This window comes from Providencia sp. PROV109 (assembly GCF_033681625.1).
Taxonomy (GTDB): domain Bacteria; phylum Pseudomonadota; class Gammaproteobacteria; order Enterobacterales; family Enterobacteriaceae; genus Providencia; species Providencia hangzhouensis.
In genome coordinates, this window is sequence record NZ_CP096320.1 from 3,757,243 (window position 1) to 3,775,634 (window position 18,392).

19 protein-coding genes are annotated in these 18,392 nt (G+C 40.4%); 4 read left to right on the top strand and 15 right to left on the bottom strand.

Annotated features, from left to right (window positions below):
- Window position 1 precedes the first annotated feature (1 nt).
- The 4 genes from proB to gpt all read right to left on the bottom strand — a co-directional run bounded on the left by proB (window position 2) and on the right by gpt (window position 3,594).
- A complete protein-coding gene (gene proB / locus M1F25_RS17370; RefSeq protein ID WP_036958967.1) occupies window positions 2–1,105 on the bottom strand; it encodes a glutamate 5-kinase in 1,104 nt (367 codons plus the stop codon).
- A 116-nt stretch (window positions 1,106–1,221) separates the two neighbouring features.
- Window positions 1,222–1,623, bottom strand: coding sequence for a sigma factor-binding protein Crl (gene crl / locus M1F25_RS17375; protein ID WP_036958914.1), 402 nt, complete (start codon window positions 1,621–1,623; stop codon window positions 1,222–1,224).
- Window positions 1,624–1,694: 71 nt separating this feature from the next.
- Complete coding sequence (gene frsA / locus M1F25_RS17380; protein WP_112307893.1) at window positions 1,695–2,945, bottom strand: esterase FrsA; 1,251 nt, start codon at window positions 2,943–2,945, stop codon at window positions 1,695–1,697.
- A gap of 184 nt (window positions 2,946–3,129) precedes the next feature.
- Window positions 3,130–3,594: a xanthine phosphoribosyltransferase gene (gpt, locus tag M1F25_RS17385; RefSeq protein WP_036958965.1), complete on the bottom strand. Its 465-nt coding sequence runs from the start codon at window positions 3,592–3,594 to the stop codon at window positions 3,130–3,132.
- A 437-nt stretch (window positions 3,595–4,031) separates the two neighbouring features.
- Here gpt and pepD point away from each other — a divergent pair, with 437 nt between their 5' ends.
- Window positions 4,032–5,492 carry a beta-Ala-His dipeptidase gene (gene pepD, locus M1F25_RS17390; RefSeq protein ID WP_110592313.1) on the top strand — a complete coding sequence of 487 codons (1,461 nt, stop codon included), beginning with the start codon at window positions 4,032–4,034 and terminating at the stop codon, window positions 5,490–5,492.
- 48 nt (window positions 5,493–5,540) lie between these two features.
- Here the strand turns inward: pepD and dinB are convergent, their stop codons facing one another.
- Window positions 5,541–6,596, bottom strand: coding sequence for a DNA polymerase IV (dinB, locus tag M1F25_RS17395; protein WP_181488602.1), 1,056 nt, complete (start codon window positions 6,594–6,596; stop codon window positions 5,541–5,543).
- Between the two features lie 281 nt (window positions 6,597–6,877).
- Between dinB and M1F25_RS17400 the strand changes: the two genes are divergently transcribed.
- Together M1F25_RS17400 and M1F25_RS17405 are read left to right on the top strand one after the other, a co-directional pair.
- Entirely contained in the window at window positions 6,878–7,774 is an 897-nt protein-coding gene (locus M1F25_RS17400) for a glycerophosphodiester phosphodiesterase family protein (protein ID WP_181488604.1), read from the top strand.
- 178 nt (window positions 7,775–7,952) lie between these two features.
- The gene (locus tag M1F25_RS17405; RefSeq protein WP_004264771.1) at window positions 7,953–8,315 is read left to right on the top strand and encodes a hypothetical protein; all 363 of its coding nucleotides are present in this window, start codon (window positions 7,953–7,955) and stop codon (window positions 8,313–8,315) included.
- 96 nt (window positions 8,316–8,411) lie between these two features.
- On the opposite strand, the gene nqrM is transcribed toward M1F25_RS17405, so the two are convergent.
- The 8 genes from nqrM to M1F25_RS17445 all read right to left on the bottom strand — a co-directional run bounded on the left by nqrM (window position 8,412) and on the right by M1F25_RS17445 (window position 15,767).
- Window positions 8,412–8,639, bottom strand: coding sequence for a (Na+)-NQR maturation NqrM (nqrM, locus tag M1F25_RS17410; RefSeq protein ID WP_004264769.1), 228 nt, complete (start codon window positions 8,637–8,639; stop codon window positions 8,412–8,414).
- Window positions 8,640–8,656: 17 nt separating this feature from the next.
- On the bottom strand, window positions 8,657–9,688 hold the full coding sequence (locus tag M1F25_RS17415) for an FAD:protein FMN transferase (protein WP_036958908.1): 1,032 nt from the start codon (window positions 9,686–9,688) through the stop codon (window positions 8,657–8,659).
- Window positions 9,689–9,928: 240 nt separating this feature from the next.
- Entirely contained in the window at window positions 9,929–11,155 is a 1,227-nt protein-coding gene (gene nqrF, locus M1F25_RS17420; RefSeq protein WP_004264766.1) for an NADH:ubiquinone reductase (Na(+)-transporting) subunit F, read from the bottom strand.
- A 15-nt stretch (window positions 11,156–11,170) separates the two neighbouring features.
- On the bottom strand, window positions 11,171–11,767 hold the full coding sequence (nqrE, locus tag M1F25_RS17425) for an NADH:ubiquinone reductase (Na(+)-transporting) subunit E (protein ID WP_181488606.1): 597 nt from the start codon (window positions 11,765–11,767) through the stop codon (window positions 11,171–11,173).
- A 4-nt stretch (window positions 11,768–11,771) separates the two neighbouring features.
- Window positions 11,772–12,401: an NADH:ubiquinone reductase (Na(+)-transporting) subunit D gene (locus M1F25_RS17430; RefSeq protein ID WP_004264762.1), complete on the bottom strand. Its 630-nt coding sequence runs from the start codon at window positions 12,399–12,401 to the stop codon at window positions 11,772–11,774.
- Window positions 12,394–13,188, bottom strand: a complete 795-nt coding sequence (locus tag M1F25_RS17435; protein WP_110592315.1) for a Na(+)-translocating NADH-quinone reductase subunit C — start codon at window positions 13,186–13,188, stop codon at window positions 12,394–12,396. Before M1F25_RS17435 ends, M1F25_RS17430 begins: the two co-directional genes overlap by 8 nt.
- Window positions 13,181–14,419: an NADH:ubiquinone reductase (Na(+)-transporting) subunit B gene (locus tag M1F25_RS17440; protein WP_004264756.1), complete on the bottom strand. Its 1,239-nt coding sequence runs from the start codon at window positions 14,417–14,419 to the stop codon at window positions 13,181–13,183. The genes M1F25_RS17435 and M1F25_RS17440 overlap by 8 nt, the downstream gene beginning before the upstream one ends.
- 4 nt (window positions 14,420–14,423) lie before the next feature.
- The gene (locus M1F25_RS17445) at window positions 14,424–15,767 is read right to left on the bottom strand and encodes a Na(+)-translocating NADH-quinone reductase subunit A (protein ID WP_004264753.1); all 1,344 of its coding nucleotides are present in this window, start codon (window positions 15,765–15,767) and stop codon (window positions 14,424–14,426) included.
- Between the two features lie 416 nt (window positions 15,768–16,183).
- On the opposite strand from M1F25_RS17445, the gene M1F25_RS17450 reads away from it, so the two are divergent.
- Window positions 16,184–16,921, top strand: a complete 738-nt coding sequence (locus tag M1F25_RS17450) for a L,D-transpeptidase family protein (protein ID WP_004264751.1) — start codon at window positions 16,184–16,186, stop codon at window positions 16,919–16,921.
- On the opposite strand, the gene M1F25_RS17455 is transcribed toward M1F25_RS17450, so the two are convergent.
- Both M1F25_RS17455 and lpcA read right to left on the bottom strand, forming a co-directional pair.
- Window positions 16,892–17,659: a class II glutamine amidotransferase gene (locus tag M1F25_RS17455; protein ID WP_004264748.1), complete on the bottom strand. Its 768-nt coding sequence runs from the start codon at window positions 17,657–17,659 to the stop codon at window positions 16,892–16,894. The two genes, M1F25_RS17450 and M1F25_RS17455, sit on opposite strands and share 30 nt — an antisense overlap.
- A gap of 26 nt (window positions 17,660–17,685) precedes the next feature.
- On the bottom strand, window positions 17,686–18,264 hold the full coding sequence (lpcA, locus tag M1F25_RS17460; protein ID WP_004264745.1) for a D-sedoheptulose 7-phosphate isomerase: 579 nt from the start codon (window positions 18,262–18,264) through the stop codon (window positions 17,686–17,688).
- Window positions 18,265–18,392: the final 128 nt, after the last annotated feature.

Here is an 18,392-nt window from a genome sequence, read left to right on the forward strand (position 1 = left end):
ATTAACTCACTATCATATCATCACGATGAACAGCCACAGAACCGTGTTCATAGCCAAGTATTTTGCTGATTTCTTGTGAATGGTGCCCAGCAATCATTCTAAGTGCATCACTGTTATAGTGGCTGACCCCATGAGCAAGATCTTTCCCTGCCATATTACGAATACGGATCACTGCGCCTCGGGAGAAATCGCCTTCAATCTTCTTAATACCTTTTGGCAATAATGAACTGCCTTTTTCCATAATTGCCAGTTGTGCACCATCATCAATGTACACATCTCCAGCTGCTGGAGCACCGAAAATCCAACGTTTACGATTTTCCATTGGATTTTTTTGCCCATAAAAACGGGTACCAACTGGAAGATTTTCAATAACCGCATTAATAACATCCGGTTTATTGCCTGCTGCAATGATAACATCAATTCCTGCACGGCCCGCGACATCTGCTGCTTGTAATTTAGTTGCCATTCCACCGGTTCCTAACCCGCTAACGCTTCCCCCCGCCATTTCGCGAAGTTCATCATTGATACCATACACTTCAGGGATCAATTTTGCATTTGGATTACTGCGTGGATCAGCATCATATAAGCCTTCGATATCTGTCAATAATAGCAGTTTATCTGCATCGCCAAGAATCGCGGCCAAAGCGGATAGATTGTCATTATCACCGACTTTGATTTCTGCGGTAGCCACAGCATCATTTTCATTGATAACTGGAATGATTCCGTTATCTAGCAGTGCTTGCAAGGTATCTCGTGCATTTAAGAAACGTTCTCTGTCTTCTAAATCGGCTCGTGTCAGTAACATTTGCCCGATATGAATGCCATAAATGGAGAATAACCGTTCCCATAACTGGATTAAACGACTTTGACCGACCGCCGCAAGCAACTGTTTAGATGCTATGGTAGCCGGCAGTTCGGGGTAATTTAAGTGTTCGCGACCTGCGGCAATTGCCCCAGAAGTCACAATAATAATACGATGCCCTTTTTCATATTGCTGCGCGCACTGCCTAACCAGCTCAACAATATGAGCTTGATTTAAACGGCGCGAGCCCCCTGTTAATACACTGGTCCCTAATTTAACTACCAGCGTCTGGCTATTTTTCATCATTTTTCTGCCATTAGGATTAATAAACCAAAAAGTAGGTATCATTTTTATCAGGAGAAGCGCGTTATGCCAACAGGCATAACGCAAAATTCAACAAAAGTTGGTTTAAAACAAATTTATGCGCTTAATTCCAGTTTTAATTCTGTCATTAGCGGGGAGGGAAAGAGGCTTAACTCAAGTTCAGATAGCTGTTTTGCAAGGGCTTGGTGAAAAGACACTAAATTTTGCTCTGTCGCCTCAATGGTTGGTGCATCTTTTAATGCTTTGACTTGCCAACTACCATGGCTGTTGTATAGGCCCAAATGATAAGTAAATTCAAACCCCTTATCAGTTGCAACCAATTTTAACCACCACCCCCAAAATTCACGTTTTTCTGGGGCAATATTTGCATTCACGCAAACAACGAGGCTATCGAATATATAACAGCCATTTAAACATTGTTTTTCACGTAAATAAGGTCCTATCGAAGCAAACTTCTTTAAATACTTTCCATTTGAGTAATCAGTCGGTAAAGCCATGTTAAGGATCTCCTTCTTGGGAAGACACCTTTTTAACAAATGGGAAAAAATAAGCAAGTTATTAAATAAAATTAAAGTATTTTTGCTTTTAACCAATTAGTAGTTTCACTTAGCGCCTTTTCAAAATTAGCAAAAACGGGCTGGCTTGGTAGCATCATCGTGTCAGCATCCATCGATGAACGTCGAATTAAATCAGACTCTGCTTTGGGGCTGTAAATATCATCTTTAAGACTAACCGATAGCATTGGAACCTTACTGCGCCGCCCCAAAAGCCCTTGATTTTTAAGTGAATAGCAACTTAATTCATGACGTAAAGCAGAACCATCAACTTGATAAATACCCAAACGACTGGCGAATACATCCAAAACCATCCGAGGAATATCTTGCTGATATTTCTCTTCATGCAATAAACTGTGGACAATTGGCCCTATGACAGCGACTGCTTTAATCTTATCAGGGCACATATAAGCTAATCTTAACGCTATATTTGCGCCAAAACGCATACCAACGATGCCAAAACGCGTATGATCAATCCAAGCGATATCCCCAAGCTGGCGAACGATTTGCTCATGTAAGGTGCTCGTTTCCTGCGTAAGCTTGTGTTTAACCGAATAACCAATTGACGGCATATCCAGTGTTAGCATCGCAATACCGAGTGGTTCGAGGTAGTCGCGAAAATAGCGACAAAAATCAATCTGTAAGCTATCTAACATGCCACAGATCATCACTGTCGGATAAGGCCCTTGCCCCTGTGAAGGAATATGTAAAAAACCGCAAACTTCTTTCCCACCATCAACTTTGAAAGGAATTTTCTTTAGGCGATATTGAGAAAATTTTGCGGCACTATCATAAGCTTTGCAAGCCAGCAAAATAGCTTGGTCAGCGAGCTCATCTCCCTTGATAAAAGGATAAGCGGCAATGCTGTACAAGTTAGCTGAACGTAACCAAGCCTCCCCTGCCTCTGCACCTTTTTCAAATTCTAATGCTTTTTGCTGCCAACGCATGGCTTGCTGGGACCATTCGAAACACCAGTTTCCACGACGGTTGCCAATGACCGTATCCAACAAGTTATCATTGCTACGCTCAGCATCTGAGATAGCAATACGACTTAGTACTTCTTCAATTTCTAAGGCGTCTATTCCTCGCCAAATCCACATTAAGCGATTAATCATACGATACCAACCCGCATGATGGGAGCCACTTAACACACTGTGTTCTTTAATTTGAGAAATTGTTTGAGATGAATAAGAGACTAATGTTGATGTTTCAACTTGTCTGACTTTAGGTTTGAAAAGTTTTTCTGAAAGGTTTTGCTGAGTCATCCCTATTTCCTTGTCGATCAGAGTTGAATTTGGCCAAAAATAAAGGGAATGCAAAAATGCACTCCCCAAATTATATCGTGTTTAGCTCAAAAATTTTAGGTATTAATGTGTTTTTGCAATCAATAAAACCTATAACGCTTTATAATTACAATGTTTTCACCTAAAACGCTCATGAAAAACAGATTTATTTATCTTGTTCACACAATGGTTTAACAAAAACGACACCCATGTCCCATGGTTGTTCGATCCATGTGTCTTGTGGAATATCAACTACGTAGTCATCAACTAATGGACGGCCTGCAGGTTTTGCAAAGATGGTGACAAAATGTGCTTTAGGGTACATGTTACGGATAGCTTGAGCTGTGCCGCCTGTATCGACTAAATCATCGATGACAATATAGCCTTCACCATCACCTTCTGCACGTTTAATCACGGTTAATTCGCGCTGGTTATTATGGTCATAGCTAGAAATACAAACGGTATCAACGTTACGAATACCAAGTTCGCGTGCAAGCAGTGCTCCAGGAACAAGGCCACCACGGCTAACCGCGATAATACCGGTCCATTGCTCTACTGGTAATAAACGTTGTGCGAGTTTACGGGCATGTATTTGCAACATATCCCACGTTACGACATATTTTTCGCTCATAAAATTCGGGTCCCGACTGCTGAGTAAATCTGAAAAGTGTCTTGCGGAAAAAAGGTTGCGCGAGATTATAGTGATTTGGCCGGTTAAAAACCAGCAAAAAGCACCATTCGCCATTAATTATTATCATTTACACTGTCCATTGCTCAAAAGAAAGTGTTATCCTGAGTTTATAAAAGAGGCAGCCTTTAATTCGAAACTTCAGGCTGTTAGGTCATAATTACAGCAATATTCCTTTTAAAATTGAAGCTGAAATTAACGTTGGTTGCCAATCAGCTCCTACTGGGTTATTCAGGATATTATCCCTAAATAGTTCAATTTGTAGCTAGGCGGCAAATGAGTAAATCCTAGGAGCATACATAAGTATGTGACTGGGATTTATGAATGAAGCCAACAACGCTACAGATTGAAATATAAAGGGAAAATAAAAGGAGAGAGACGTGTCTGAGCTAGCTACATTATCCCCCCAACCGCTATGGGATATCTTCGCTAAAATCTGTTCTATCCCACACCCTTCGTATCACGAAGAAGCCTTAGCCGCGCATATTGTTGATTGGTCAAAACAAAAAGGCTTTCACGTTGAACGTGATGAAGTAGGCAATATTCTGATCCGTAAACCTGCTACGCCTGGTTATGAAAACCGTAAAGGTGTTGTTTTACAAGCTCACTTGGACATGGTGCCACAAAAAAATAACGACACGGTACATGACTTTAAAACAGATCCAATTCGTCCCTATGTTAATGGTGAGTGGGTTACTGCTGAAGGCACCACTTTAGGTGCTGATAACGGCATTGGCTTAGCTTCTGCTTTGGCTGTTCTTGCTGACGATAGCGTTGAGCATGGGCCAATGGAAGTTCTCCTGACCATGACCGAAGAAGCCGGTATGGAAGGTGCTTTTGGCTTGAAAGCAGGCTGGTTACAAGCAGATATTTTGATAAACACCGACTCCGAAGAAGAAGGTGAAATTTACATGGGTTGCGCTGGTGGTGTTGATTTTACAACCACGTTTGACCTGACTCGTGAAGCATTACCACAAGGCTATAAAACCTTCACAATGACCCTAAAAGGCCTAAAAGGTGGTCACTCCGGTGGTGATGTACATTTAGGTTTAGGTAATGCCAATAAGCTGTTAGCTCGATTTCTAGCAGGGCACGAAGAAGATTTAAGCCTAAAATTATTAGATTTTAGAGGGGGTACTGTTCGCAATGCGATTCCTCGTGAAGCCTATGCCATTATTGCTGTTCCAGCAGACAAAGTTGCTGAATTAACGGCACTGAGAACGCGCTATGAAGATATTCTGAAAAATGAATTAGCTGTTGTTGAGCCTAACCTTGTTCTGCTACTTGACGAAACGCAAAGTGAGCTAAAAGCCCTTTCTGATGATTGCCAAAAGCGTTTTGTTTTCTTCTTAAATGCAGCACCGAACGGTGTAATTCGCATGAGCGATGTGGCTATTGGCGTGGTTGAAACGTCACTTAATGAAGGTGTGGTACGCCTAACTGAAGATAAAGCAGAAATTATCTTCCTTGTTCGCTCACTTATCGATAGCGGCAAGAACTACGTTGTTAACATGCTGACATCTATCAGTAAATTAGCACAAGCCCAATATCGAGCAGAAGGCAGTTACCCTGGTTGGCAGCCCGATGCAGACTCACCAGTGATGCATTTAGTCAGTGATACCTACAACAAACTATTCGGTAAAATTCCTAATGTGATGGTGATCCACGCAGGCCTTGAGTGTGGCTTATTCAAAAAGCCTTACCCAGACATGGATATGGTTTCAATTGGGCCAACTATTCGTGGTGCGCACTCCCCTGATGAGCGTGTGCATATTGCAAGCGTTGGTGAGTATTGGAAATTATTAACTGCGGTTTTAAAAGCAATTCCAGTTAAAGAATAAACAACTAATTAATTGTAAATCAAACACCTATCATACGATGGGTGTTTTTTATAATTCAAGTAATAATTGCCGTTCAAGCTGAGGACTTTGCAGCATCACATGCAAACCAACTAACCGAACGCCACGCCCTAAGCGGCGGTTATCCCAAGCTTTTTTCGCTATTTGTACCAAATCTTGTTTATTGAGAACTGGATATACATGTTCTTGTGTCGTTTGCTGAAAGTCTGCAAATTTAAATTTTACACCTTGGCGAGCAATACGAAGGTCAGGTTTTACTTTTGCTAAACGCAGTTGAAGTTCATCATATAATTTATCCAGCAACGGCAAGCAATCTTCCCATTGATAGATATCTTCTGTAAGTGTACGTTCAACCCCTACCGATTTCCTAAGCCTATCAGGGTTAATCGCACGTTCATCGATACCATGGCAACGCTCCCAAAATACCTGCCCAAATTTCCCCATGCTTTTAATCAACGCAACTACATCATATTTTTGAACATCGGCACAAGTCACCAACCCCATATCCGCTAATTTTTGGGCTGTTACCTTACCCACTCCTGGTATTTTTTTTAGCGGCAATTTAAGAACGAATTGATCGATATCTTGTGGTGTGATCACGAATTGGCCATTCGGTTTGTTCATATCGGAAGCAATCTTTGCCAAAAATTTTATTGGAGCGATCCCCGCTGAAGCAGTGAGCTGTAATTCATCAAAGATTTGCTTACGGATAGCCTCAGCAATTAACGTTGCAGAGCCGTGTAATTGCGTACAATCCGTAACATCCAAATAAGCCTCATCAAGAGAAAGCGGTTCTATGAGGTCTGTGTAACGCGCAAATATTTTTCGAATATGAAGAGAGGTTTCTTTATAAAGTGCCATATGCCCAGGAACCACTTTCAAGTGAGGGCAAAGCCTAAGTGCAATCGCTGTAGACATCGCACTATGAACACCGTAGCGACGTGCTTCATAATTTGCAGTACTAATCACTCCTCGGCGATCTGCGCTACCTCCCACCGCAATAGGTACATTGCGAAGGCTTGGGTCGTCACGCATCTCGATGGCGGCATAAAAGCAGTCCATATCAATATGAATAATTTTACGCACGAGTATACCCTAACAATCAATCAACTGTTTAAATATACAGTATCTTTAATAGCCATGCAATTATTATCAGACCACCATAAATGGATGAATAACAAGCTAACTTAATGATAACTAGGTAATTCATCATATTGCAATAATCATCTGCCAATCTATCCAATAAAGATTTTATTTAAAGTTTGTCTTAAAAATAAGTGTTAATACTTACTTTTAAACAAAAAAGTAATAAAAAGAGTTGTTTTACCAACGACAATACCTTGAAAAACTATTTATGGATCATCTCTATGGCAATTACATCAACATCAAAATATTTTAAATTTATGGCAACTCTCATAATACTGTTTGCTAGCCAAACCGTTTTTGCACTATCCCCTAAAATTGTTGCTCACCGTGCAGGAACGGCTGATGCACCAGAAAATACAATTTATGCAATTGATTTAGCAAAGAAAAATAATGCTGATGCTATTTGGCTTACCGCTCAGTTAAGTAAAGATAATCAACTCGTTTTATATCGTCCAAGTGACTTAAGCTCACTTACAGACCATGAAGGTCCTGTATCAAAATATAATGCCCTGCAACTTAACCGTATAAATGCTGCATATAAATACAATATAAAAAATAACCTGCAACTACCTATGCAAGATACTACTATTAGTAGACTAGAAACTATTTTAAAAAAATACCCTGATACGACTTTTTATATTGATTTAAAATCACCTGATGCAGACCCTAATATCCAAGCACAAGCTATCCTTGCATTACTAGATAAAACTAATTCATTTAGCCAAGTACGTTTTTATTCCACTAATGATGAATTTTTAAAAGCGCTAAAATCCCTTTCATCAAAAATTTCACTATTTGAAAGCCGTGATGAAACTCGGACTATGTTGGCAAATATCGTAATGAACCATCAATGCTCAATAGAAAATGACAAAACCACCACTCGTTGGTATGGCTTTGAGCTACATCGTAAAGTTGAAGTAGTTGAAAAATATACATTAGGTGAGGCACGCTCACCAGCTACCCTTTCATGGGATAAAGAGGCCATCGACTGTTTTAGAAAAAATGGTAATGCCTATATCATTGTCTTTGGTGTTAATAATGACAGTGACTACCAACTCGCAAAAGAAATTGGTGTTGATGCTGTAATGGTTGATTCCCCAAAAGCATTTAAAAAATAATCTAATAACATCTCCTAAGCTATTATTACTTTAATAATAGCTTAGGAATTAAATCACATCTTAAAAACATTCTTTTCATCAATTAATAATAATTGTTCTTAATTTACCGCTATAGAAAACTTGATATATTTAATCCGTCACAAAAATTCTATTTAAAATAATTTAAAAAAGGTTTTATATGTCAAATATTGGAACAATGATTGTCGAGAATTATTGGAATGAAACATTAAGGAAAGTTGAAATACATTATCATAATAGTGATAACCCCTATGATAATGTGTTTATATTTTATAATCTATCACATGCCACATCTAGCTCTAACGAAAATTCATTCCCTTACTCAACAACAGGTAAAAGTGCTTGGAAAGCTAAAATTACTACGAAAAATAATGAACTGTGGAGTAGTGGTGATTTTTTACCTTGCCAAATTAACAACAATGATAATGGAAAGGTCACGATTAGATTTGATGGTGAGACAAAAAGCATGCATGTTAATTACCCTGTCTCTGTTTCATGTGCTAAGAAAATGCAATTAATTTAGGCTGTATAACGGGAAAGTAATATTTGGAGATGTCTAATAACTATATTTAGACATCTCCGGCTCATTACTAGTTATAGAACCGTTAAATATTACTATTCAAATAATACGATTTTTATCCAGTATTTTTTGGCGGGCTTCTTCACGTGCCATACGCTTTTTACGTGCATCGCAAGGCTCAGGGCAATCACACACTTTATCAACACCAATACTGCTTAACCCGCCGCAGCTACCTTGGATACTCTTACGCTTAATAATATATCCAAGTGACATGCCTAAAAAGGCCAGCAAAAACAGTACAAAGGCTGCAATAAAAACATTTAGCATCTTTTATCCTCCCACAACTACTGTTTTTTAGTTAAAAATGGTTCGAATGCCTTAGTATAACGCTCTTCAAAACCTTTATCTGTCTTAACAATCATAAAAACAGGAATATTCATTTTTTCAGCTAAATCAAAGCCAACTTCAGGCCCTAAAACATTTAGCCCCGTAGATAGGCCATCAGCACTCATGCAATTTTCTGCAATCACCGTAATAGAAACTAAATTATGAGTGATTGGCTTGCCTGTTTTTGGGTCAATGGTATGAGAAAAACGAACGCCATCTTGCTCGAAATAATTACGGTAATCTCCTGATGTAGCGATAGAACGGTCACCTGGTTCAATAATCTCTTGTGCTGTTTGGCTTACCCCATCCGCTACAGGTTTTTCTATTGCAATACGCCATGGTACTTCTTTACCATTTGTTCCTTTCGTACGCACTTCACCACCAATATCAACCATATAATTATTGATATCCAATGATTCTAAATATTCAGCAACAACGTCGACACCATAACCTTTAGCAATTGAGGAAAGGTCGACGTACAGCTCAGGGATCGTTTTAATTAGGTTATTATCCTGAACCGAGAGTTTCTCGATACCAGTCCAGGCTCTACGCTTAGCCAACTCTTCATCAGAAGGCGCTTTAGTCACTCTTCCTTCAGGGCCAAAACCCCATAAATTAACTAAAGGCCCAACCGTTACATCTAATGAACCATTAGTAAGCTTATTAATTTCAATGGCTTTTTTAACCACAGTTGCGGTTGCTGCAGAAACTGGGAACGGCGTATTCACTTCTTTAAATTGATTAAAACGACTTAATTCTGAATCTGGGCGATATGTTGACATTTGGTCGTTAACTTCCTCCAAACGTTTATCTATTTCGGCTTGAATGACTTCAGGCTTTGGCTCCGAAGAATCTGTAACATATTTAACCGAATAGTACGTCCCCATCGTTTGCCCCTGAAGATTCTGTTGTTCAGGTCCACCACAGGCAGTAAGAAACAGAGCTGCAACAAATAGCAGTATTGGGGTATAAATTCTTTTACTTAGCATAATTTTCTCCGCGTCAATCATGAGCGCATTTTGTTAAGGCCGCCCAGACTATTAACACACTTTACATCGTCACCCATGCAGAGAATGTTCCAGTCAAAATAATTATAAATCTACCTATTAAGCGCTAACTAATTAGCACTTAATAGATTTACTAAAATCACAAAGAGGGAAAATATTTTCCCTCTTTAAAGTGTTACTGTCTACTGACTTTGATAAGTCTAATAAAATCAGCTAAGTTGCTTAACCACCGAAGTCATCCAACAGGATATTTTCATCTTCAACACCGAGGTCTTTCAACATTTTAATCACAGCAGCATTCATCATTGGAGGTCCACACATATAGAACTCACAATCTTCTGGCGCTGGATGGTCTTTTAAGTAGTTTTCATATAAGACATTATGGATGAAACCTGTATAACCATCCCAATTATCTTCAGGCATAGGGTCTGAAAGCGCGACATGCCATGTAAAGTTTTCATGTTCTGCAGCAAGTTGGTCAAAATCTTCAGTGTAGAACATTTCACGGACTGAACGCGCACCATACCAGAAACTGATCTTACGTTTAGAATCCAAACGACGCAGTTGGTCAAATATGTGAGAACGCATTGGCGCCATTCCCGCACCACCACCGATAAACACCATTTCTGCTTCCGTTTCTTTAGCAAAGAATTCACCAAACGGCCCAGAAATAGTGACTTTATCCCCTGGCTTTAATGACCAAATATAAGAAGACATGATCCCCGGTGGGACATCTGGATTACGAGGTGGTGGCGTAGCAATACGCACGTTTAGCATGATAATGCCATACTCTTCCGGGTAGTTTGCCATCGAATAGGCGCGAACAGTTGGCTCTTTAACCTCAGATACATAACGGAACAGGTTAAATTTATCCCAATCTTCGCGGTACTCTTCTGGTACATCAAAATCTTCGTATTTGACAACATGTGCCGGACATTCAATCTGAATAAAACCACCCGCACGGAAAGGAACTACCTCTCCTTCTGGAATTTTCAGTTTAAGCTCTTTAATGAAAGTGGCTTTGTTATCATTAGAAATAACTTCACACTCCCATTTTTTCACACCAAAAATTTCTTCTGGAAGCTCAATTTTTAAATCTTGCTTAACGTTGACCTGACACGCTAATCGGCAGCCTTCTTTTGCTTCACGTTTGTTGATGTGTGAAAGCTCAGTTGGCAGAATATCACCACCGCCTTCTTTGATTTTCACACGGCACTGACCACAAGAGCCACCGCCGCCACATGCTGATGAAACAAAAATACCTTGGTTTGATAGCATGCCTAACAGCTTGTCGCCCGCTGGAGCTTCAAAACTTTTGTCTGGATCGCCATTAACTTCAACTTTGATGTTCCCTGTATTGACTAGCTTGGATTTAGCAAACAGAATTAAACCTGTCAGCACCAAGACAATCAGGGTAAACATCACGACACCTAAAATAATAATTTCCATGAATTCTTCTCGCCTTTATAGCTGCACACCGGAGAAGGACATAAAGCCCAATGCCATTAAACCGGTTGTCACAAAGGTGATACCTAACCCTTTTAGACCCGATGGAATATCTGAGTACTTCATCTTCTCACGGATAGCCGCCAGCAATACGATTGCGAGCATCCAACCGATCCCCGAACCGAACCCATACACGACCGATTCGCTAAAGTTATAATCACGCTGAGCCATGAAAGAAACACCACCGAAAATGGCACAGTTAACGGTAATCAATGGCAAAAAGATACCTAACGCGTTATACAGTGACGGGAAGTAGCGGTCTAAAATCATTTCAAGAATCTGAACTAACGCGGCAATAACACCGATAAAAGTGATGAAGTTCAAGAAGGATAAATCGATACCTTCAGCAATCGCACCATCACGTAACACCAAGTTATATACTAAGTTATTGGCTGGGACAGAGATCCCCAGAACTACCGTTACAGCGATACCCAGTCCAAAAGCGGTTTTTACATTCTTCGACACCGCAAGGAAAGTACACATTCCCAAGAAAAACGCTAATGCCATATTTTCAATAAAAATGGCTTTAACAAACAGGCTAATATAGTGTTCCATGTGATTAGTCCTTCTCTACCTGAGCTGGTTTCAGAGTACGTAATCCCCAAATCAGCATACCAATGATAAAGAATGCACTTGGCGCGAGGAGGAACAAGCCATTTGGCATGTACCAACCACCGGTTTGTAGTGATTCAAAAACTGTGATACCAAACAATTTGCCGGAACCAAATAACTCACGGAAAAAGCCGACTAAAACAAGGATCACACCATAACCAAGACCGTTACCAATACCGTCCATGAAGCTTTCAATTGGTGGTGCTTTCATTGCGTAAGCTTCAGCACGTCCCATGACGATACAGTTAGTAATAATCAAACCAACAAATACAGAAAGTTGTTTTGATATTTCATAGGCGTATGCACGTAAAATTTGGTCAACGACAATAACTAAAGACGCAATGATCGCCATTTGAACGATAATACGCACACTGCTCGGAATATAGTTCCTGATGAGTGAGATAAAGAAGTTAGAAAAAGCCGTTACTAAGGTTACAGCTATCGTCATAACGAGTGCGGTTTCTAATTTCGTTGTCACTGCAAGTGCAGAACAAACCCCTAATACCTGTAAAGCAATTGGGTTGTTATCAAATAGCGGCCCAAGTAGGACGCGTTTTACTTCTTTTGAATCAGCCATTATTCAGCGCTCCTTCACGTACTTTTTTCAGGAACGGACCAAAACCGTTGTCCCCTAACCAGAAATCAAACATATGTTGGATCCCGTTTGATGTTAGAGTCGCACCTGAAAGGCCGTCGATACCGTATGGGTTATCTGTAGCACCACCGCGCACGATTTTAATTGCCGGAACCCCCTGTTCATTGAACAGCTTTTTACCTGGCCATTGTGCTTTCCACTGAGGGTTATCAACCTCACCACCCAGCCCTGGTGTTTCACCATGTGCGTAGTAAGTAATACCACGAGAGGTAACACCATCTACATCTACCGCAATAAAGGCATACATGACAGACCACAAACCAGAACCGTAAACAGGTAAAATAATTTGTGATACTTTTCCTGCTTCATCTTTAACCAAATAGATTTCAGCGCTATTGGCACGACGGCGGATTTTTGCAATATCCTCTGCAGGAGAAAGTGCAATACTCGTTTCTTCGCTGCGTAGCTCGCTATTTAAGTCATAACGGCTAGTGCTATCAGATAATTCATTAGTTTTAAAATTCAAAAGTTTAGGTTCGATGCGATCCTTATACACATTTTGAACTTCCTCAGCGGTCATTTTAGGCTGTAGCAACCCAGCAACACTTAAAATGTTACGTTGAGTATCTAACTGAATCTGTTCTTGCTGCTGTGGTTTTAAACCAACGGCAGCACCTGCGACGACAATAGAGCACACTAGACAAAGAATAAAAACAACTAGAAATGTTCTGCCGACGCTATCGTTATTAATTGGTTTTTCATTAGCCACGAGCTTTTCTCCGCTTAATATTTGCTTGAACGACCAGATAGTCAAACAGAGGAGCAAACAGGTTGGCGAATAGGATCGCCAGCATCATCCCTTCTGGATAAGCTGGGTTAACAACCCTGATAAGAACACACATTACACCGATCAGAATGCCGTACGCCCATTTACCTTTGTCTGTGAATGAAGCTGATACCGGGTCTGTCGCCATAAAAATCATACCGAATGCGAAGCCACCGAGTACCATGTGCCACCACCATGGCATAGCAAATAACGGGTTGGTATCAGAGCCAATGGCGTTGAATAGGTAGGACATTGCAATCATACCAACCATCACACCAGCGACAATGCGCCATGATGCAATACGGAAGAACATGATAAGAGCCCCACCAATAAACAGCATCAGAGTTGACACTTCACCAATTGAACCTGGCATATTACCTAAAAAGGCTTGCATCCAAGTAATAGGCTCATGAGTCACTGTGTTCATTAGCGCATGCTCACCACCTGTTGCCCATTGTGATAATGGTGTTGCACCAGAGAAGCCATCTGCAGCGGTCCAAACTAAGTCACCTGATATTTGAGCAGGATAAGCAAAGAATAAGAAAGCACGTCCAGCCAATGCCGGGTTTAAGAAGTTACGCCCAGTACCGCCAAAAATTTCTTTCGCAATAACAACCCCGAACGTGATACCTAATGCAGCCTGCCATAAAGGAATGGTTGGCGGCACAATTAAGGCAAATAGAATCGAGGTAATAAAGAAGCCTTCGTTTATTTCATGGCCGCGGATCATGGCGAATAACACTTCCCAGAAACCACCGACTAAGAAAACGACTGCATAAATAGGAAGGAAATACACTGCACCCAGCAGCATTTTACTTCCCCATCCCGCATCCATCGAAAGTGATGCGCCTAAAAACTGCGCTAAGCTATAATGCCAATCACTAGCTAGAACTTGCTGTAATTCAGCCCCGCTATATAATTGATGCAAAGCTGGGATGGCTTGGTTACCAACGTTATACATTCCCCAGAACATAGCTGGGAAAACCGCTAGCCACACCAATATCATCATACGTTTCAGGTCAATAGTATCCCTGACATGAGAACGCCCTTTTGTTACCGTACCCGGCGTGTAAAAAACAGTCGAAACTGCTTCAAATAACGCATAGTATTTTTCTAGCTTTCCACCGGGCTCAAAATGGTGCTCATACTTTTCAAATAAATTTTTCAGACCCATGGAATCACCCTTCTAGCTCAATCTTGGTCAGAACATCGCGTAGCACCGGACCATATTCATATTTCGCTGGGCAAACGTAGGTACATAAACCTAAATCTTCTTCGTCCAACTCTAAACAGCCCAATTCTTGTGATGAGTCAGTGTCTCCAGCAAGGAGATCGCGCAATAAATGAGTGACCATGATATCGAGAGGCATGACTCGCTCGTAGTTACCAATTGGCACCATCGAACGCTCGCCACCGTTCATTGTCGTTGTAAAATTAAAACGTTTATTTTTCAGGAAATGCCCGATTGTGGTACGAGTAATCGTAAATTTATTAACACCAGGCATAATCCAGCCAAATAACTCTTTATTGCGACCTTCGGCTAACACTGAGACTTGATTATGAAAACGACCAAGATAGTGATGGGTATCATCGCATGTCACGCCCCAAAGGACTGAACCGGAAATAATACGATTTTCACCCGCTTTAAGCTGACCTTGTGTTAATTCATATAAATCAGCACCTAGGCGAGTACGCAGAAGACGAGGTTTTTCAACTTGTGGCCCTGCTAATGAAATCACGCGGTCTGTGTATAGGTGACCCGTAACAAATAGCTTACCAATAGCAATAACGTCTTGGTAATTAAGGCTCCAAACTTTTTTCTTAATACTCACAGGTTCTAAGAAATGAATATGAGTTCCCGCTAAACCAGCAGGATGCGGCCCTGCAAACTGAGTATAAGAAATTTGGTTGTGTGCCGTATTCTTCGGTAAGTCTCCCTCTCCATGACACACATGGATTTTACCTTCTGTTAAACGACTTAGAACCAAAAGCCCATCGTTAAATGCTTGTTCTTGCTCTTTAATAATTAAAACAGGATCCGCTGCAAGTGGGTTAGTATCCATTGCAGTGACAAAAATAGCGATAGGTGAAGAACCCGGTTGTGGTGAACGGCTAAATGGACGCGTTCTTAAAGATGTCCACAGACCCGATTTGATCAAGTTATCTTCGACTTGTTGTTGCGTTAATGTTGATAGCTCATCACGAGTATAAGCTGCAAATGTTTCTTGTTCATCACCATCAATTTCGATGACAACAGATTGAAGCACACGACGCTCACCACGATGAATAGCAACAATTTTACCGCAGGCTGGGCTTGTAAATAAAACCCCTGGGTTCTTTTTATCTTCAAAAAGAACCTGTCCTTTAACTACACGCTCACCTTCTTTAACCAGCATCGAAGGACGCATTCCGACATATTCCTCACCTAGCACAGCTACGTGTTGAATTTTCGGGCCGTCTTCTATCACTTGGGCTGGCTCACCTGCGATAGGAAGGTTGAGGCCTTTTTTAATTTTAATCATAAGATCTGCACAAGTTTATCAGTTAAACCCTAAGCTAACGATTCAGCAATGAATGATAGCGACTCATTAAATAAAAAATAGCTCAAGTAATCGTCATCACTTAAGCAGGTATTCTCACATAATTGTTACTAAATTTTATCTTCTGCCACCCACAATTTTATCAGTTCCCACTCTCTATGTCCGGCTATAGAAGTGACATAGTTCAAGCAAATTGCATTAATATTTAAATTTTCCTGTTAACAATTCGGCATTATCGATATTTAAGCTCATATTTATCGATCATTGTTTATTATTTACACAATAAAGGTTCATTTAAAAACTATTAACAAACTATATTAATTTTCGATTTACTCGTCTAGAATGCATAAAATATGTACTCTTTTTGTTCAAAAACATTTTCTTGATATGGCTTAAATATGAAATTAAGTAAATTTTTTAGTGCAATTTTTTTATTTGTACTCATATATTCTCCTGCTATTCAGGCAAGTAACTATTCATTTCTACTTAATAATAACGTATCGGATAGCTCAAACTCATCCATTTTTATTCAAATATTTAAGCAAGAAGGTTTATTAGAACTCTACCAAAAAACACCATCAGGAAAATATAAACTGTCGAAAACTTACCCAATTTGTAAGTTTTCAGGAGGGCTAGGTCCAAAAAAAATTGAAGGTGACCTGAAAAGCCCAGAAGGATTTTATCAAATTACAGCGGAACAGCTCAATCCTAATAGTCGGTATTACCGATCTATCAATATTGGTTTTCCTAATGAGTTTGATAAAGCGCAAGGCTATAGCGGTAGCTATCTTATGATCCACGGCAGTTGCGTTTCGGTGGGATGTTATGCCATGACCGATAAATATATGGGTGAGATTTACCAAACAGTAGAAACGGCCTTACTCAGCGGACAGTCGGTCATTAATGTCAGCATTTACCCATTTAAAATGACAAATGAAAATATGCTGCGCTACCGTAATTCCAGCCATTATGCCTTCTGGAAGCAGCTACAACCCGCTTACGAGTATTTCAACCGCACAGGAAGGCCTGCCGAGGTGTCGGTCGCTTTAGGTAAATATGCGGTTATTGACCAAGCTGATACCCCAACAAAATTGTTAGGGTCTAAATCACAATATGCGCTCACCAAGATAGAATAAGACGAAATTACCAGGGTCAATTCGCTGCCAGTTTTCGTTACCCGTTAGTGGTTGCGTTGCGATAACAGAGACCACATCAGTGGGGGTCGTGCACTGCTCAAAATCGATTTCAATATCTTGGTCAAGTAATTTTGCTTTACCAAACGGTGCCTTACGCGTTAACCAATGTAAATTCGTCGAGCTAAAGGCCATCATATATTGCCCATCAGACAGCAACATATTAAATACCCCTTTATGACGTAATTGGTCAGCTAATGTCGCAATAAAACGGAACACGCTTTTCCAATTCGATGGCCTGCGTGGGTATTTTTCACTGAGTTGATGAAGTATCCAACAAAATGCCCATTCGCTATCAGTTTCACCTATTGGGCAATAACGTCCAGTTTTCAGTGTACGATACCCCTTTAACTGCCCATTATGTGCATAAGTCCAATTACGTCCCCATAGCTCACGAGTAAAGGGGTGAGTATTTGCTAACGACACATCCCCCCGATTTGCTTGGCGAATATGCGCAACAACACTTTCTGATTTAATCGGGTATTCCTGCACAAAACGAGCGACAGGTGATAAAAAACTGGGTTGAGGATCTTTAAATGTGCGACACCCGAGCCCCTCATAAAAGGTAATTCCCCAACCATCTTTATGTGGGCCTGTTTGGCCCCCTCGGGAAATTAACCCACTTAGGCTAAACGAAATATCGGTTGGAACATTGGCACTCATGCCAAGTAACTCGCACATTTAAAAGCTCCTGATCAATAATAACGTTACTTCACCATCTCTTTTTCGATTAACTGAATTAAGATATGAATAACTTTAATATGAATTTCTTGGATACGGTCGGCATACCCAAAGTGTGGAACACGAATTTCAATATCCGCGGTTCCAGCCATTTTCCCGCCATCTTTACCTGTTAGCGTGATGACTTTCATACCTTTTTCACGCGCAGCGGCAATCGCTTTAATAATGTTTCCTGAATTACCTGAGGTAGAAATTCCGAGTAAAACATCACCTTTCATGCCAACAGCTTCGATAAAGCGCGAAAAAACATACTCATAGCCGAAGTCATTACTCACACAAGATAAATGACTCACATCTGAAATAGCAATCGCAGGATAACCTGGGCGGTTTTCGCGATAACGCCCAGTTAATTCTTCAGCAAAATGCATTGCATCACAGTGAGAGCCCCCATTACCACAAGATAATACTTTGCCACCTGCTTTAAAAGAGTCAGCAAGTAGAACGGCAGCCTGTTGGATAGCATTAATATTGGCATCATCGCTAAGGAAATTCGATAACGTCTCGGCCGCTTCAGTCAGCTCGCCGCGGATTAAGTCTTGATACATGAGATTTCCTCTTAATTAAGAATACGTTACAGAAATTACGATTAATTTACATCCAAATTATCCTAAAAGAAAAATGGCGTTCCATGGCAAAACTCAGATAGATATCAGTAATTAATCTTTAATAGTCA

Excerpts from the sequence above, each read along its gene's own strand:
- proB (WP_036958967.1), bottom strand. The coding sequence starts at position 1,105 with ATGAAAAATAGCCAGACGCTGGTAGTTAAATTAGGGACCAGTGTATTA.
- crl (WP_036958914.1), bottom strand. The coding sequence starts at position 1,623 with ATGGCTTTACCGACTGATTACTCAAATGGAAAGTATTTAAAGAAGTTT.
- frsA (WP_112307893.1), bottom strand. The coding sequence starts at position 2,945 with ATGACTCAGCAAAACCTTTCAGAAAAACTTTTCAAACCTAAAGTCAGA.
- gpt (WP_036958965.1), bottom strand. The coding sequence starts at position 3,594 with ATGAGCGAAAAATATGTCGTAACGTGGGATATGTTGCAAATACATGCC.
- M1F25_RS17400 (WP_181488604.1), top strand. The coding sequence starts at position 6,878 with ATGGCAATTACATCAACATCAAAATATTTTAAATTTATGGCAACTCTC.
- M1F25_RS17405 (WP_004264771.1), top strand. The coding sequence starts at position 7,953 with ATGTCAAATATTGGAACAATGATTGTCGAGAATTATTGGAATGAAACA.
- nqrM (WP_004264769.1), bottom strand. The coding sequence starts at position 8,639 with ATGCTAAATGTTTTTATTGCAGCCTTTGTACTGTTTTTGCTGGCCTTT.
- M1F25_RS17415 (WP_036958908.1), bottom strand. The coding sequence starts at position 9,688 with ATGCTAAGTAAAAGAATTTATACCCCAATACTGCTATTTGTTGCAGCT.
- nqrF (WP_004264766.1), bottom strand. The coding sequence starts at position 11,155 with ATGGAAATTATTATTTTAGGTGTCGTGATGTTTACCCTGATTGTCTTG.
- nqrE (WP_181488606.1), bottom strand. The coding sequence starts at position 11,767 with ATGGAACACTATATTAGCCTGTTTGTTAAAGCCATTTTTATTGAAAAT.
- M1F25_RS17430 (WP_004264762.1), bottom strand. The coding sequence starts at position 12,401 with ATGGCTGATTCAAAAGAAGTAAAACGCGTCCTACTTGGGCCGCTATTT.
- M1F25_RS17440 (WP_004264756.1), bottom strand. The coding sequence starts at position 14,419 with ATGGGTCTGAAAAATTTATTTGAAAAGTATGAGCACCATTTTGAGCCC.
- M1F25_RS17445 (WP_004264753.1), bottom strand. The coding sequence starts at position 15,767 with ATGATTAAAATTAAAAAAGGCCTCAACCTTCCTATCGCAGGTGAGCCA.
- M1F25_RS17450 (WP_004264751.1), top strand. The coding sequence starts at position 16,184 with ATGAAATTAAGTAAATTTTTTAGTGCAATTTTTTTATTTGTACTCATA.
- M1F25_RS17455 (WP_004264748.1), bottom strand. The coding sequence starts at position 17,659 with ATGTGCGAGTTACTTGGCATGAGTGCCAATGTTCCAACCGATATTTCG.
- lpcA (WP_004264745.1), bottom strand. The coding sequence starts at position 18,264 with ATGTATCAAGACTTAATCCGCGGCGAGCTGACTGAAGCGGCCGAGACG.